General features: G+C 59.9%; 16 protein-coding genes and 3 tRNA genes. 4 read left to right on the top strand and 15 right to left on the bottom strand.

Translation table 11 applies throughout. From position 1 onward, the window contains the following. Positions 1-82: 82 nt before the first annotated feature. The 6 genes from BLT54_RS03395 to BLT54_RS03420 all read right to left on the bottom strand — a co-directional run bounded on the left by BLT54_RS03395 (position 83) and on the right by BLT54_RS03420 (position 3,841). A complete protein-coding gene (locus tag BLT54_RS03395; RefSeq protein WP_074641029.1) occupies positions 83-283 on the bottom strand; it encodes a hypothetical protein in 201 nt (66 codons plus the stop codon). Between the two features lie 358 nt (positions 284-641). Continuing rightward, on the bottom strand, positions 642-1,064 hold the full coding sequence (locus BLT54_RS03400) for a hypothetical protein (RefSeq protein WP_083351663.1): 423 nt from the start codon (positions 1,062-1,064) through the stop codon (positions 642-644). Continuing rightward, complete coding sequence (locus tag BLT54_RS03405; protein ID WP_074641031.1) at positions 1,064-1,471, bottom strand: RidA family protein; 408 nt, start codon at positions 1,469-1,471, stop codon at positions 1,064-1,066. Before BLT54_RS03405 ends, BLT54_RS03400 begins: the two co-directional genes overlap by 1 nt. 1 nt (position 1,472) lies before the next feature. Beyond that, positions 1,473-1,898, bottom strand: coding sequence for a DUF6497 family protein (locus BLT54_RS03410; RefSeq protein ID WP_074641033.1), 426 nt, complete (start codon positions 1,896-1,898; stop codon positions 1,473-1,475). Continuing rightward, positions 1,895-2,290, bottom strand: a complete 396-nt coding sequence (locus BLT54_RS03415; RefSeq protein WP_074641035.1) for a hypothetical protein — start codon at positions 2,288-2,290, stop codon at positions 1,895-1,897. Before BLT54_RS03415 ends, BLT54_RS03410 begins: the two co-directional genes overlap by 4 nt. An 18-nt stretch (positions 2,291-2,308) precedes the next feature. Next, positions 2,309-3,841: an acyl-CoA carboxylase subunit beta gene (locus BLT54_RS03420; protein ID WP_074641038.1), complete on the bottom strand. Its 1,533-nt coding sequence runs from the start codon at positions 3,839-3,841 to the stop codon at positions 2,309-2,311. A 248-nt stretch (positions 3,842-4,089) separates the two neighbouring features. Here BLT54_RS03420 and BLT54_RS03425 point away from each other — a divergent pair, with 248 nt between their 5' ends. The 3 genes from BLT54_RS03425 to BLT54_RS03435 all read left to right on the top strand — a co-directional run bounded on the left by BLT54_RS03425 (position 4,090) and on the right by BLT54_RS03435 (position 7,918). Beyond that, positions 4,090-5,052: an META domain-containing protein gene (locus tag BLT54_RS03425; RefSeq protein WP_176832816.1), complete on the top strand. Its 963-nt coding sequence runs from the start codon at positions 4,090-4,092 to the stop codon at positions 5,050-5,052. 142 nt (positions 5,053-5,194) lie between these two features. After that, complete coding sequence (locus BLT54_RS03430; protein ID WP_074641044.1) at positions 5,195-6,430, top strand: multidrug effflux MFS transporter; 1,236 nt, start codon at positions 5,195-5,197, stop codon at positions 6,428-6,430. A 90-nt stretch (positions 6,431-6,520) separates the two neighbouring features. Further along, positions 6,521-7,918: a helix-turn-helix domain-containing protein gene (locus BLT54_RS03435; protein WP_074641046.1), complete on the top strand. Its 1,398-nt coding sequence runs from the start codon at positions 6,521-6,523 to the stop codon at positions 7,916-7,918. 5 nt (positions 7,919-7,923) lie between these two features. Here BLT54_RS03435 and BLT54_RS03440 read toward each other — a convergent pair whose 3' ends face one another. From BLT54_RS03440 to BLT54_RS03480, 9 genes are all read right to left on the bottom strand, one after another. After that, complete coding sequence (locus BLT54_RS03440) at positions 7,924-8,811, bottom strand: DMT family transporter (protein ID WP_074641048.1); 888 nt, start codon at positions 8,809-8,811, stop codon at positions 7,924-7,926. A 149-nt stretch (positions 8,812-8,960) separates the two neighbouring features. Beyond that, positions 8,961-9,037, bottom strand: a tRNA-Asp gene (locus tag BLT54_RS03445). A gap of 70 nt (positions 9,038-9,107) precedes the next feature. Beyond that, positions 9,108-9,184 (bottom strand) — tRNA-Asp (locus BLT54_RS03450). A 179-nt stretch (positions 9,185-9,363) separates the two neighbouring features. Next, entirely contained in the window at positions 9,364-9,636 is a 273-nt protein-coding gene (locus tag BLT54_RS03455; RefSeq protein WP_143026726.1) for a hypothetical protein, read from the bottom strand. 106 nt (positions 9,637-9,742) lie between these two features. Next, positions 9,743-9,818: transfer RNA gene (locus tag BLT54_RS03460), tRNA-Val, on the bottom strand. A 73-nt stretch (positions 9,819-9,891) separates the two neighbouring features. Beyond that, complete coding sequence (locus BLT54_RS03465) at positions 9,892-10,617, bottom strand: thermonuclease family protein (protein WP_245707938.1); 726 nt, start codon at positions 10,615-10,617, stop codon at positions 9,892-9,894. A gap of 202 nt (positions 10,618-10,819) precedes the next feature. Beyond that, entirely contained in the window at positions 10,820-11,062 is a 243-nt protein-coding gene (locus BLT54_RS03470) for an HP1242/YdcH family protein (RefSeq protein ID WP_074641052.1), read from the bottom strand. Between the two features lie 84 nt (positions 11,063-11,146). Beyond that, positions 11,147-12,046 carry a DMT family transporter gene (locus tag BLT54_RS03475; protein ID WP_074641055.1) on the bottom strand — a complete coding sequence of 300 codons (900 nt, stop codon included), beginning with the start codon at positions 12,044-12,046 and terminating at the stop codon, positions 11,147-11,149. A 36-nt stretch (positions 12,047-12,082) separates the two neighbouring features. After that, a complete protein-coding gene (locus tag BLT54_RS03480) occupies positions 12,083-12,700 on the bottom strand; it encodes a LysE/ArgO family amino acid transporter (protein WP_245707939.1) in 618 nt (205 codons plus the stop codon). Positions 12,701-12,790: 90 nt separating this feature from the next. Between BLT54_RS03480 and BLT54_RS03485 the strand changes: the two genes are divergently transcribed. Next, a complete protein-coding gene (locus BLT54_RS03485) occupies positions 12,791-13,705 on the top strand; it encodes a LysR family transcriptional regulator ArgP (protein WP_074641057.1) in 915 nt (304 codons plus the stop codon). Positions 13,706-13,728: the final 23 nt, after the last annotated feature.

Consider the following 13,728-nt stretch of genomic DNA (forward strand, 5'->3'; position numbering starts at 1 on the left):
TCCCCGGCGGACCCCGCCCGGGAAGCTGTGGTGTGATCGGTCAAACGGGCGCGCGGAGCGCGGGCCGGTCAGACAAATAAAGTTAGTTACAAACGCCGGCGTCGTCGCAATAGGTGCCCGCAAGCGCGCCCAAAGCGGCCCCCGAGAGCACATTGTTGTCGGTCGCGTCTGCGACGACAGCGCCCGCTGCGGCACCTGCGAGTGCGCGCTCCCCGTCGGTTTGCAAACAACCGGCAAGGGCTGTGACGGAGATGAGGCCAAGAACAAGAATGGATTTGCGCATGTTTTTTCTGCTTCTGATGATGTTACGACTGTGTCGATTCTATCCCAGCCCAGCCCTCGCGCAAAGCAACAAATGCGGCTCACCGTGAAATCGGCAAAACCAAGCCCATGTGCGCAAAAATCCGCGCGAGAAAAACCCACGCATAAAGAAGAGCGGCGAGATCCGCATGGGGGACACACAGACCTCGCCAAAGGGGAAGGGTAACGGTTTTCAGAACAGGGCGAGGTGTTGCTGGTCACCTGCGTCCTGTGACCAAGATGGGGTGCATCGCTTTCGCTCGCAAGAGCACAGCCAAACCGCCCGCCAAAACTGGCAGCAGTTCGCGCAAATGCCGATGTGCCAAGCGAAAACCCGCGCATCAGTCCTCTTGCTCCCCGTTCCACATCTCGTCCCAATCGGGGGTTTCTTCGTCCTCATCCGAGGCGAAAATTTCGGGATAGGAGGCCATAGCGCGGCCCATATCGACCTTCAGCAGCGCCTCATAAGAGGCCGGATCGAAATCCTCGGGATCGGCGGGCACAACTTCGCGGCCAAACAGCCAGGACAAGCGCCCCGCATCGAGATTGCCGCGCTCAAACGGCTCCTCGCCAAACTGTTCGACCAGCGCCATCAAAAACGCCGCATCGACCCGCTTGTCGAGCGCCTTGCGGTCTTTGTAGCGTTCCAGCGCCTTGAGCGGCGTCACCCCTTTGGGGTTCGCGCGGCGAATGGTGAATTGGAAATCGGTTCCCGGAAAACGGCCCGGAAATCCTTTGTGTTTGGTCATATAATCGCGTGCCATCAGCTGTCTCCCTGATCTGGTCGGCGCGCAATGAGGTCAATCTCAACCAGCGCACCAACGGCCAACGCGGTCACGCCCACAGTGGTGCGTGCCGGAAGCCTCTCACGCGGGAAGTAGCTTTTGTAGGTGTCATTGAACAGGGCGTAATCGCGCTCGAATTCGGTCAGGAAGCACCGACATTGCACAATATGCGCCGCGCCAAGGCCCAATTCGGCCAAGATCAACAAGAGATTGTCCATCACGCGGCGTGTCTGCGCCTCGATCCCCGCGGGGAGCGGCGCGTCAGGCGCGTTCGGGTCGGTCGGCATTTGCCCGGTCAGGATCACCCAACCGTCATCTTCGACCGCATGGGAAAACGGCGCGACCGGGCGCGGACCGTTGGAGAACATATGAAACTTCGGTGCCATATCAAAAGGCCTCCCATTCACAGGCCGCACCCGCATCCGTTTCAGCCGGACGGTAGGCCTCAAACACCTGCGCCACCTCGGGGTCGGGTGCGCCAAATTCGGTCGGGCGCTCGGAGAGCGAAATCACGATGATCGAGGGCATAGGTTCGCCCAGACGCGGCAGGGCGTAGCTTTCGCAGAGCGCCGAAAGATCGGCCTCAAGCGCCTCATAAGGCATGGTCTTGATCCGCAGGCCAAGCTCGGGCGCGACAAACCGGAACCGGGCAGTCAGGCCCATCGCGGGGCGATCCATCAGGGTTTCATAAAACGCCACCGGCTGCCCCGAGGGCACGGTCACATCCTGCGCGTCAACGGGGGTCAATTCCGCCGCCGCAGAGAAGGCCAAAACCGACAGGGCCACAGCAAAAGACGACAAACGCAGGATCATGTGGTCTTCTCCTTTTGATGGCTGGCGGCTTGATGGCTGGCTGGATGGCTGGCGGCATATCTGGCCCAACGGGCGCGCAGGTTTGGATCGTCTAACAGCGCGGCCAACCGCGCCTCTGTGGTGGCTTTCGGGAACCGTCCATTGATGGTGCCGCCGGCGGTGATTTCCAAGTCAGACCCGTTTGTGGCGACACGCACCACCGGGCTAAACCCGCGCAGATTTTGCAGCGCCCGCCACATATCCTGACGCAGCTGATGGGCGATGCGCGCTTTGCGCAGCCCCGCACCGTTTGAGATCACGGTTTGCACCGCAACATCAAACTGTGCGGGCAGACGGCGCGACAAAGTCAACGCGCCATCCGCCTCAGAGATATGCCACTGACTGCGGGTCATCTGTCCTCACGACCCCGCTTAAAGCGGGATGTTGTCGTGTTTTTTCCACGGGTTTTCGAGCTTTTTATTGCGCAAGCTGGCGAAGGCGCGCGTGATGCGTTTGCGGGTCGAACGCGGTTGGATCACCTCGTCGATAAAGCCACGCTCTGCGGCGACAAACGGGTTGGCAAAGCGGGCCTCGTAGCTGGCCGTATGTTTGGCGATCTTTTCCGCATCCTTCAGATCGGCGCGGTGGATGATTTCTGTCGCGCCTTTGGCCCCCATCACCGCGATTTCTGCGGTCGGCCAGGCGTAGTTGAAATCACCGCGCAAGTGCTTGGACGCCATCACGTCATAGGCCCCGCCATAGGCTTTGCGGGTGATCACGGTCACTTTCGGCACAGTCGCTTCGCCGTAAGCAAACAGCAGTTTCGCCCCATGTTTGATCACGCCGCCGTATTCCTGAGAGGTGCCCGGCAAAAAGCCCGGAACGTCGACGAGGGTCAAAACAGGGATTTCGAACGCATCGCAAAAGCGCACAAACCGCGCGGCTTTTTTCGAACTGTCGATGTCGAGGCACCCGGCCAAAACCATCGGCTGGTTCGCCACGACGCCGACCGTCTGACCTTCGAGGCGGATGAACCCGGTGATGATGTTTTTGGCGTGATTTTCCTGAATCTCGTAAAAATCGCCCTCATCTGCGATCTTGTAGATCACTTCTTTCATGTCATAGGGGGTGTTGGCGTTGTCCGGGATGATCGTGTCAAGTGAGGCGTCAACCCGATCCGGCGCATCAAAGAACGGGCGCACCGGGGCTTTCTCGCGGTTGTTGAGCGGCAGGAAATCGACGAGGCGGCGCACTTCGGTCAGCGCTTCGATGTCGTTTTCAAAGGCCCCATCGGCGACCGAGGATTTTTTGGTGTGGGTCGATGCCCCGCCCAATTCCTCGGCGGTCACCACTTCGTTGGTCACGGTTTTCACCACGTCGGGGCCGGTGACGAACATGTAGGACGTGTCTTTGACCATGAAGATAAAGTCGGTCATGGCAGGCGAATAGACCGCCCCCCCCGCGCAGGGCCCCATGATCACGGAGATCTGCGGCACGACGCCGGAGGCCATGATGTTGCGCTGGAACACTTCGGCATAGCCCGCAAGCGAGGCCACGCCTTCCTGAATGCGCGCGCCACCCGAGTCGTTCAGCCCGATCACAGGCGCGCCGTTTTGCACCGCCATATCCATGATCTTGACGATTTTTTCCGCGTGGGTTTCCGACAGAGACCCGCCGAATACAGTGAAATCCTGACTGAACACATAGACCATGCGGCCATTGATCGTGCCCCAGCCGGTGATCACACCATCGCCGTAGGGCTTGCTCTCTTCCATGCCAAAATCGGTGCAGCGATGGGTTTTGAACATGTCAAACTCTTCAAAGCTGTCCTCATCAAGCAAAAGTTCAACCCGCTCGCGTGCGGTGAGTTTGCCTTTGGCATGTTGGCTGTCGATGCGCTTTTGTCCGCCTCCCAGACGGGCGTCGTCGCGGCGATCGTGAAGTTCTTGGATGATGTCTTTCACGGGTGGGCCTCCTCGTCATTTCAGGGCGCACCTTACGCGGGCATAGCCCTGCATCAAAGCAGAGTCTGGCAGATTTGCAAACTATGCAAAATGATTTTTTTGCTAATCGCAAATTCGCAAATATTCGGCCCTGGAAAATTGGAGTGGCAGATTTGCGCCGATCGCAAAATCTAGCCCCTTGGGTCTCCCCTCTCACGGCTGATACCCTCACAGCAATGATCAACACGATCTCTTTGTATGAGGCATATATGTATAGAGTTCCCCATTCCCCCTCCATCGCGCTGACCTTTGCCCTGATGGCCCTCGCCTGCCCCGGCTTCGCAGACGACACCTCCTTAGGCGACAGCGCCGAAACGAAATCCTACCGGATGATCTGCGCCTCTGAGGCCTTCGACGTCACCTTTGCGGGTGAGGTCGCGGGCGAGGCCCTTGTGGTCACGACAGACAGTGACAGCTTTACCCTGCCCCACGTGCCGTCCGCAGATGGGGCGAAATTTGCAACCGAAGATGAAAGCACACTTGTCTGGGTCAAGGGCAGCGCTGCGGTGGTCTCGCTCAACGGTATGCCCCTGACAGATTGCCGCCTTGAGCCCCTCACCGCCCCTTGGAGCGCGCAGGGCAACGAACCCGGTTGGCGGGTTCAGCTCACGGGAGAGCGGATTCTCTTTGATCTCAATTATGGCGAAGACCGTCTTGACCTGCGCCAGCCTGACCCCGTGCAGGATGGGGCGCGCACGATCTACGCCATCCCGGCCTTTGGCCTCACCCTCACCCGGCAGGATGCGCTGTGCTACGACGACATGAGCGGACGGCCCTACCCGCAGACTGTCACCCTCACCACCGCGACAGCAGAGTTTCGCGGCTGTGGCGGCGACACGATGGCGCTTTTGCAAGGGGACTGGCAGGTGAAAGACCATGCTGGCCGCCCCCCGCTTGCGGCGCACCCCATCACCCTTGCCATCACAGACTCCGGTCAGCTTTCAGGCTCGACAGGCTGCAACCGCTTTGCCGGGCAGATGTCGATCACCGGCGAGGGCCAGGTGATCATTGGACCACTGGCCACAACACGCATGGCCTGCGCCATGGATGCGATGCAACAGGAACACGATTTTTTGGCCACATTGGCCACTGTGGACCGCTTTGACATCAACGAGGCCGGGGATTTGGTCCTGATGCACGGCAATGAGGTCGTCATAATCGCAGGACGGTAATCGCAGAGCAGTAATCGCAGAGCAGTAATCGCAGGACAGTAATCGTAAGACGGTGAGAGTCTCTATCCGCAGAGAATGCCCTGTGCAAAAACATGTATGGGTTTGCCATGGACAGCCGAGCACGGCCCCCTATTGTTGCGCCATGACACAAAAGCCCAACACTTCGTCAAAGCCCGTTGTCCGGTTCCTCGACCGGACCACGCCACCGCATATTGTCACCTTGGTGCTCATGGCCGGATTGTCCGCCATGACCATCAACGTGTTTTTGCCCGCCCTGCCCGAAATGACCGCCTATTTCGGCACTGAATATCGGGTGATGCAACTTTCCGTGGCGATTTTCCTTGGCGTCAATGCGGTGCTGCAACTTATCGTTGGTCCCCTGTCTGATCGCTACGGTCGCCGCCCGGTTTTGATCGGTGGCATCGTGATTTTCCTGTTTGCCACGCTTGGTGCCATCTTTGCCCCCACCGCCGGGGTGTTTTTGGTGCTGCGCGCCACCCAGGCCGGGATCGTCACCGCCATGGTGCTGTCGCGCGCCATCGTGCGCGATATGGTGCCGGGCGAAGAGGCGGCACAGATGATCGCCTATGTCACCATGGGCATGTCGCTTGTGCCGATGATCGCGCCCTCCGTGGGCGGCATTTTGACCTCGCATTATGGCTGGCAAAGCAGTTTTTGGTTGCTGTTGGGGGTCGGTCTTTTGTTGTTGGTCCTGGTGTTTTTTGATGCTGGCGAGACTGCGCCGCGTCGTTCGGGCACGATGAAAGACACGCTGCGCGGCTTTCCCGAACTGCTCAAATCCCAGCGCTTTCTGGGCTACGCCCTCTCTGCGGCCACCGCATCAGGAGCCTATTTCGCCTTTCTCGGCGGCGCCCCCTTTGTGGGGTCCACGCTGTTCGGCCTGTCCGAGGACCGCCTCGGTCTTTATATGGCCGCGCCCGCTGTTGGCTATTTCTTTGGCAACTTTCTGGCCGGTAAATTTTCCACCCGCCTTGGCATGAACAGCATGATCATGATCGGCGCAAGCATCAGCACGTTGGGCATCCTCGGCTCGCTTGTGTTGTTTCTTCTGGACCATGCCACGCCCGAAAGCTTTTTCTTTTTCATCACCTTTGTCGGCCTCGGCAATGGCATGCAATTGCCCAACTCCATTGCCGGATCGCTCTCCGTGCGCCCGCATCTTGCGGGCACGGCGGCGGGGCTGGGCGGGTCAATGTATATCGGTGGCGGGGCGATTTTGGCGGCCTTTGCCGGCTCGGTCCTGACCGTCGAAGGCGGTGCGCTGCCCCTCCTGTACATCATGGCCGCCGCTTCAGCTGCGTCGATCCTGGCCGCGATTTGGGTGGTGCGACGCGAACGGGTGATTGCCACAAGCTGAGCCACCGCCCCCTCTGTGAACCCTCTTGCCAAGGCGAGTTTGCACTGGCAAACCTTGCTTTGCAAACAACTCAGACACACGAGGGCGGCCATGGCTCAGCAAAAACTCTATGCCGGTGCGAAACTGCGCGAGACCCGGACACGGCTGGGCCTGACCCAACGCGCCTTTGCCGAAAAACTCGGTGTGTCGCTGCCCTATCTCAACCAGATGGAAAACAACAACCGCCCGGTCTCAACCGGCGTTGTGTTGGCACTGGCGCAGGAATTTGGCTTTGACGTGACCGAGCTGTCGTCAGGCGACGCCGAACGCATGGTCACCGATATGCGCGAAGCCTTGGTCGATCCGGTCTTTGCCGATGGCGCGCCGCCTTTGGCCGATCTGCGCCTTGCCGCCTCCAATGCGCCCGCACTGGCGCGGGCGTTTTTAGAGCTACACCGCGCCTATCGCCAGACCACCGAACGGCTTGCCTCGATGGACGAAGCGTTGGACCGCGAAAACAACCCCGCCCGCCCGAGCGCTTGGGAAGAGGTGCGCGATTTCTTTCATTATTGCGACAATTACATCGACCCGGTGGACCGCGCGGCAGAAAACTTTGCCCGCCCGCATGGCGAGACCCGTGATGTGGTCAAAGCGGCCATCGACACATTGGAGCGCAGCGGCATCACCCTGCGCGCATCGGGCGACACGCTGCGCCGGTTTGACCCGGAGCACCGCACGTTGACCATTTCGGCCCGTGCCTCTGGGGCCACGCGCAGCTTTCAAATCCTGCACCAACTCGCTCTTGTGACCCAAGGCAAATTGTTGGACGCCACGCTGGATCTGGCGCGGTTTCAATCCGAACAAGCCCGCCAAATCGCCCGCATCGGCTTGGCCAATTATTTCGCCGGGGCCGCCCTTTTGCCCTACACCGAATTTCTGGCGGCGGCCCAAGAGGTGCGTCACGATCTTGAGCTTTTGTCGGATCGGTTTGGCGCGTCTATCGAACAGGTCGCGCATCGGCTTTCGACGCTTCAGCGACCGGGGGCCAAGGGCATTCCGTTCTATTTTGTCCGTGTCGATCAGGCCGGAACCATCACCAAACGCCACTCGGCCACGCGGTTGCAATTTGCCCGGTATGGCGGCGCGTGCCCGCTTTGGAATGTCCACCAAGCCTTTGAACGGCCCGGACATTTTCTACGGCAACTGGCAGAAACGCCGGATGGGGTGCGCTATCTGTCCATCGCGCGCGATGTGTCCAAACCGGGTGGGGCCTTTCATGCGCCTGTGCGGCGCTATGCGATTGGATTGGGCTGCGAGGTGACCCATGCCTCAGAGATGGTGTATGCCGATGATTTGGATGTGACCAAACCGGCGGCGTTTGAACCGATCGGGATTTCCTGCCGCATATGCGAGCGGCGCGATTGCCATCAACGCTCCATCCCCCCACTGGAACGGCGCCTGACGATTGATCCGAACAACCGTGGCACCCTGCCGTATCGGATCGACTGACCCCATCAGCCGCGCGCGCTGAGCCAGACCCCGCCCAAGATCAATCCAGAGGCCATCACCAGCCGCACTCCCATGGGTTCCCCCAGCAATAGCGCGCCCGCAAAGGCGGTGATGACCGGCACTGAGAGTTGCGCACTTGCGGCCAAGGACGGCGGTAGGCGCGGCAGGACCGCATACCATAGTGCATAACCCAAGGCCGAGGTCACAGCGCCGGAGGTGAGGGCCATGAGCCAGCCAAAGCCGGTGAGCGCCGAGGCCATTGGGCTGAGGAAAAACGCGATCAGCGCCAAGGGCACCGTGCCGATGAAATTACGCGCCGTGCGCGCCAAAGGTTCCGTGGCCCCGCGCCCAAGCAGGCTATAGATGCCCCAAGCCACCCCCGCGAGCGCCATCAAAAGCGCTGCCTCCAAAGGCGGGGCAGTCAAGCCGGGGAACAGCAGCCATGCAAGGCCAGATAAGGCGATCACAACGCCCAAAATCGCCCGTCCACCGATCCTGTGGCCACGCAGATAGCCCAGCACCAACATGGTGACCTGAACCATCGCGAACAGGATCAAAGCCCCACTGGCCGCCGCCATCGAGACATAGGCAAGCGAGAAGGCGGCGGCATAGGTGAACAGGGCCAAAATGGTCGGCAGATCGGAGCGGCCTGGGCGCAAAGACTGGTGTCGCGCCATGGTCAAACCCGTCAAACCCGTCAAACCCGTCAAACCCGTCAAACCCGCCAAAACCACCGCCCCCGCGATCAACCGCACGGCAGCGAACGCCATGGCGCTGCCAAGCGTGCCATGCGCCGGGTCCGACAGCGCGGCGCGGGTCAAAAGCGAATTGCCCGCAAACGCGAGGAGCGTGAGCAACAAGAGGCCGAAGGTTTTGATGTCGATACGGCCCATGGATGCCCCCTGTTGCGCGCTATGCGAGAGGTCATGCTGCGGGCTCAGGCGCAAAAGCGCAAGATGGGCAAAGCTATGACAGAGACCATCATGGAGTTCAGAGGGAAAAGGCTGAACATTCTTTGAGGAAAGGTCTTTGAGAAAGAAAGTGGCGCGGTTGACGGGGCTCGAACCCGCGACCCCCGGCGTGACAGGCCGGTACTCTAACCAACTGAGCTACAACCGCGCATTGCCAAAAGAGGCAAGGTCTTTCCTATGCGCCCTTTCAGACGCGCGCCGTTTCCGGTGTGGTAGCGTGGCGCGGTTGACGGGGCTCGAACCCGCGACCCCCGGCGTGACAGGCCGGTACTCTAACCAACTGAGCTACAACCGCCCGCTACCCGACCGGGGCCGAGCCCCGAACGTGAGGGGCGTTCTATGGCCGGTACGCGCCCCCGTCAAGCGGGGAATCGCGAAAAAGTGCCGGGGGCGAGAAAAAACTTTAAACCGGCAAAACTGCGCCCCCAAGTCCATCTCCGCCCCGGCAAGCCCCCCTCTTGCCCGACGCGCGTTTCACTTTCTGCGCCGTCTTTTCTCAAGCCTCTTTTCGAACGCTTCCGGCGTTGTTGGAACGGTCCAGACGCCCCAAACATAGACAAATGGCATGAGGCCAGCCAAGACATGTGCAAGATAAGGAAGATAACGGCGATCCTCCCTCCACCACTGGGGCTCGTAGAATGCCAAATAGAGAAGAAAGATCTCGATGCCTGCACAAATCAGAGTGGCCTTCACCACGCCGCCCTTGCTGGCCTGGTTCCTGATCCGTATTTCTTCGACGATCCGCACATCCACCTCCCGCATATTGAGAGACCACAGGCCTTTCACAGTCATTAAGACAGGCGCACACCTCGCATTGCAAGCGCATGCCACAGATCTCGCAGGATAAGGGAAATGGTGGGTCGTGAGAGGCTCGAACTCCCGACATCTTCGGTGTAAACGAAGCGCTCTACCAACTGAGCTAACGACCCGGTGCAGAGGCGTTTAGGCGAAAATTTCGGGGCATGCAAGGGGGGAAACGGCTTTGTCATGCTTTGACGTGGATCAGCCCTGTGCGCGACGCCATCCGGCGGCCTGTGCGTCGTCTTCTGAACAAAACCAACGCTCGCCGGAGCTGAGAGAAATCCGCGTGCCCTCATACCAACGCCCGCCGGGCAGGTGGTAGAGTTTGCCGGATTTCGAGATATTGCCTTTGATCGCACAGCCCTCCGGCGGGGATTGAACCGGTTTTGATGCGAGCTGTGTGGCGCGTTTGTCGGCGCGATATTGCGCTGGAGGGATCACCGCCGCGCGCCACAGCCCGATGCCACCGGCGCGCGCGTCTTGTTCGGTTTCGATGTAATCTTTGGCGTATTTGACATAGGCATAGGCCGCGCCCGCCGCGACCATTGCGGCGTTCACATCCACGCCCTTTGGATCATAACACACGGCCACCGTGCGCCCGTATCGGTCGGTGTCTTTGGGCGCGCAGGACAGGCCGGGGTGTGCCAACCGATCCAACACCGCTTTCGACCATGTGCCACAGTCCCAAGACGTGCCCTGCATGTCGCTACAGCGCTGCGACAACTCAGGCGCGTCAATGCCAAACAGGCGGATGCGCACCTCTCCCAAGACCAATGTGTCGCCATCGACGACGCGGAAGTTTTTGCTATAAATGGATCCGGGCTGGCTGGATTTCTGCGCGGCTTTTTGGGGGGCATTTGAGGCGAATTGTCGGGCTTTGGCGGCCTGCCCGCCCGTTTGAGCCTCAATAGCCGTCCTCTCCCCCACAGCCTGCGCTGTCTTCGGGGGAATCAGGGCGAATCCAAGCCCCAATGCGGCCCAAAGAACCGCAACATATGGTATTTTACCCAACCTCACACACTAATTGTGCATGATTTGTTCTCACAACGCAAGAGGGCGCGTTACCTCTCGGTTAACGCGCCCTTTCTCTGTTTTTTGCCGGGTTTCATCGCCTCAAAAGAGGTGAATCTCACGTCGGCGCGGTCAAAATCCCGTATAGCTCATCCTTCAGAGCCATCCGTTTTTTGCGCAACTCGGTCAAAGCCAGATCTTCCATCGGATTGATATTGCTTTCGGCCAAATGCACCTGATCGTTCAGCTCATTATAGTCGTCCATCAGACGTGAAAAATGTGCATCTTCCAGTTTCAGTGTGGAAATCTTATCCGCAAGATCTGGGAAATCTGTGATCAGTTGGTGTGGCGTATTGGACATGCGCTTCTCCTTATGTCTGCGTCCTGAATTGATGTCAGTGTGACCGGATCACACGCCCGCGACATTGACCAAGATCAACACAAATCACGGTTTCTCAACAACAGCCGCGGCACCACGCCCAGAGCGTTTCGCCCGCGCTTCGCGCCATGTGATAAAGGACACCGCACTGATGATCATCGCCCCGCCCAACACCACAAACGGATCAAACGCCTCGCCAAACAACAGCATCCCAAGGCTCACCGACCAGATCAGTTGGATGAACACCACCGGCTGCACCACCGATTGCGGCGCACAGGCAAAGGCGCGGGTCATGGAATAATGGCCAAAGGTGGCGAAAGCGGCGGTGAAGAACAACAGGACCAGCTCATGCAGCGTTGGCGTCTCCCACTGTAAGAGCGCGAAAGGCGCGATCACGAAGGGCACGGTCACAGACATCAAAAACACCACGACAGAGGCGGGCAATTCACGCGTCAATTGGCTTGCGATCAGATAGGAGCCGGCAAAGGCGATGGCGGAGACGATCATCGCCAAATGGCCGGGGTCGATCTCGCGAAAACCCGGCCTGAGGATCACCAAGCCGCCGAGGAGCGCCACGACCAGCGCCAAAATGCGCGGCAAAGCGATGCGTTCGCCAAACAGCACCACGGCCCCGATCGAGACATAGATCGGGTTCATAAAATTCATCGCCGTGACTTCGCCCATCGAGATTTTTGTCATGGCAAAAAACCAACAGGTCATGGCAATGGCGTGGAACACCGCGCGGGCCAAAGTCAGTTTGAACAGGCGCGGCGTGAACTGAACCTTGGCCACCGATTTCAGCGCCGGGATCAGGAACACCAGCCCCAAAAGAAACCGCAAGAACGCCGATTCCAGGACCGGAAGGCCGCTGCCGACATATTTGACCAGGACGTTGACCATCACGAAGTTCAACGTGGTCAAAAGCATCCATAAAATGCCCTGAACGGGTTTGCTGATCTGTACCATGGCGCGACACTCGCGGGATTTGCCCGCAATGGCAACTCAGCCGCCGCGCACAAGGCCGATGGCAATTGTCCACATGACACCGGCGATCACGGCGTCCAGTACCCGCCATGATGTGGCGCGGGCAAAGAGCGGTGCCAAGAACCGCGCGCCAAAGCCCAAGCTGAAAAAGAAAGCAAAAGACGCGGTGATCGCGCCGATGGCGAATATGCCCTGAGCTTCGGAAAACCGCGCCGAAACCGCGCCCAAAAGCACCACCGTATCGAGATAGACATGCGGGTTGAGCCAAGTCAGCGCCAGCGCGGTCGAAACCGCCGCGACCAGTGACCCTGCCCCGCCCGTTGCGGCCTCAAGATGCCCGCCGCCCTTGATCGCAGCCCTTGCGGCTTTCGCGCCATAAAGGGCCAAAAACGCCGCCCCGCCCCAACGCATCAACGGCAGAACGTGCGGAAAGGCCTCGGAGACCTGCGCTGAGGCGAAAACGCCGACCGCGATCAGCACCGCATCCGAGAACGCACAGACCAGCACGATGGGCAACACATGCGCCCGGCGGATGCCTTGGCGCAGCACAAAGGCGTTTTGCGCGCCGATGGCAACGATCAGGCTGAGCCCGGTCAGGAACCCAGTGAGGAAAACGGGGAAAGCGGGGTGCATCATAAGCGCTCCAATGGGTCTGTCACATCGAGACAGGGGGATAAGGGTAAAATTTTGATTAGACAAATTAAAGATAATCCCCCAAGATTAGATATGCTTACTCCCGCCGATTACCCCGCCCTCACTGCCCTTGCCCATGTTCTGCGCTGTGGCAGTTTCGAGGCCGCAGCCCATGCGCTCCACGTCACCCCATCGGCGATTTCGCAGCGGATCAAGGCGCTTGAGGACCGGATGGGCACGCCTTTGGTGCTGCGCGGATCGCCCTGTACCGGGACCGCAACCGGACGCCGTCTTGCGCGGCATATGGAGGATGTCGGCCTGTTGGAGGCGCAACTGAGCCACGATCTGGGGCAGGACGAGCGTGTGACCCGGCGGCCTCTGCGCATTGCCGTCAATGCCGACAGTCTTGCCACATGGTTTTGCGATGCGATGGCGCAAGCGCTTGCGGCACAAGAGGGGCTGTTGTTTCAACTGGAGATCGACGATCAGGACCACTCTGCCGATGCCTTAAAGCGGGGCGATGTCATCGGGGCCGTGTCGGCGCGGGCCACGGCTGTGGCGGGCTGTGACATCCATCCGCTCGGTGCGCTGCGGTATGAGGCGGTGGCCTCTCCCGGCTTTGTCGCGCGCTATCTCCCGGATGGGATCACCGCCGCCGCCCTCACCCATGCGCCCTCTTTGGTCTATAACGAAAAGGATCGGCTTCAGGACATTTGGGCCACGCAGGTGAGCGGGCAACGCCTGTCCCTGCCCGCGCATCGCATCCCTTCGACCCATGGCTTTGTCGATGCGGCGCTGTTGGGGCTGGGCTGGGGGCTGAACCCCGTGGGCCTTTTGGCGCCGCATCTGGCCTCAGGCGCCTTGCTGCGCCTCTCACCCGACCCCGTCGATATTGCGCTGTTTTGGCATGTCTCGCGGTTGAATGCGCTTGTGCTTGCACCCGTGACACAGGCCATCGTTGGGACGGCCAAATCCCAGCTCATCCAAACAAAAACCCCCGCCACTTAGCGGGGGCTTTCGAAATCGGTCGC

The organism is Celeribacter baekdonensis, from assembly GCF_900102315.1.
GTDB lineage: Bacteria > Pseudomonadota > Alphaproteobacteria > Rhodobacterales > Rhodobacteraceae > Celeribacter > Celeribacter baekdonensis.

What these genes read in the sequence shown, in the direction of transcription:
- BLT54_RS03395 (WP_074641029.1), bottom strand. Translation starts at nt 283, where the DNA reads ATGCGCAAATCCATTCTTGTTCTTGGCCTCATCTCCGTCACAGCCCTT.
- BLT54_RS03400 (WP_083351663.1), bottom strand. Translation starts at nt 1,064, where the DNA reads ATGGCACGCGATTATATGACCAAACACAAAGGATTTCCGGGCCGTTTT.
- BLT54_RS03405 (WP_074641031.1), bottom strand. Translation starts at nt 1,471, where the DNA reads ATGGCACCGAAGTTTCATATGTTCTCCAACGGTCCGCGCCCGGTCGCG.
- BLT54_RS03410 (WP_074641033.1), bottom strand. Translation starts at nt 1,898, where the DNA reads ATGATCCTGCGTTTGTCGTCTTTTGCTGTGGCCCTGTCGGTTTTGGCC.
- BLT54_RS03415 (WP_074641035.1), bottom strand. Translation starts at nt 2,290, where the DNA reads ATGACCCGCAGTCAGTGGCATATCTCTGAGGCGGATGGCGCGTTGACT.
- BLT54_RS03425 (WP_176832816.1), top strand. Translation starts at nt 4,090, where the DNA reads ATGTATAGAGTTCCCCATTCCCCCTCCATCGCGCTGACCTTTGCCCTG.
- BLT54_RS03430 (WP_074641044.1), top strand. Translation starts at nt 5,195, where the DNA reads ATGACACAAAAGCCCAACACTTCGTCAAAGCCCGTTGTCCGGTTCCTC.
- BLT54_RS03435 (WP_074641046.1), top strand. Translation starts at nt 6,521, where the DNA reads ATGGCTCAGCAAAAACTCTATGCCGGTGCGAAACTGCGCGAGACCCGG.
- BLT54_RS03440 (WP_074641048.1), bottom strand. Translation starts at nt 8,811, where the DNA reads ATGGGCCGTATCGACATCAAAACCTTCGGCCTCTTGTTGCTCACGCTC.
- BLT54_RS03470 (WP_074641052.1), bottom strand. Translation starts at nt 11,062, where the DNA reads ATGTCCAATACGCCACACCAACTGATCACAGATTTCCCAGATCTTGCG.
- BLT54_RS03475 (WP_074641055.1), bottom strand. Translation starts at nt 12,046, where the DNA reads ATGGTACAGATCAGCAAACCCGTTCAGGGCATTTTATGGATGCTTTTG.
- BLT54_RS03480 (WP_245707939.1), bottom strand. Translation starts at nt 12,700, where the DNA reads ATGATGCACCCCGCTTTCCCCGTTTTCCTCACTGGGTTCCTGACCGGG.
- BLT54_RS03485 (WP_074641057.1), top strand. Translation starts at nt 12,791, where the DNA reads ATGCTTACTCCCGCCGATTACCCCGCCCTCACTGCCCTTGCCCATGTT.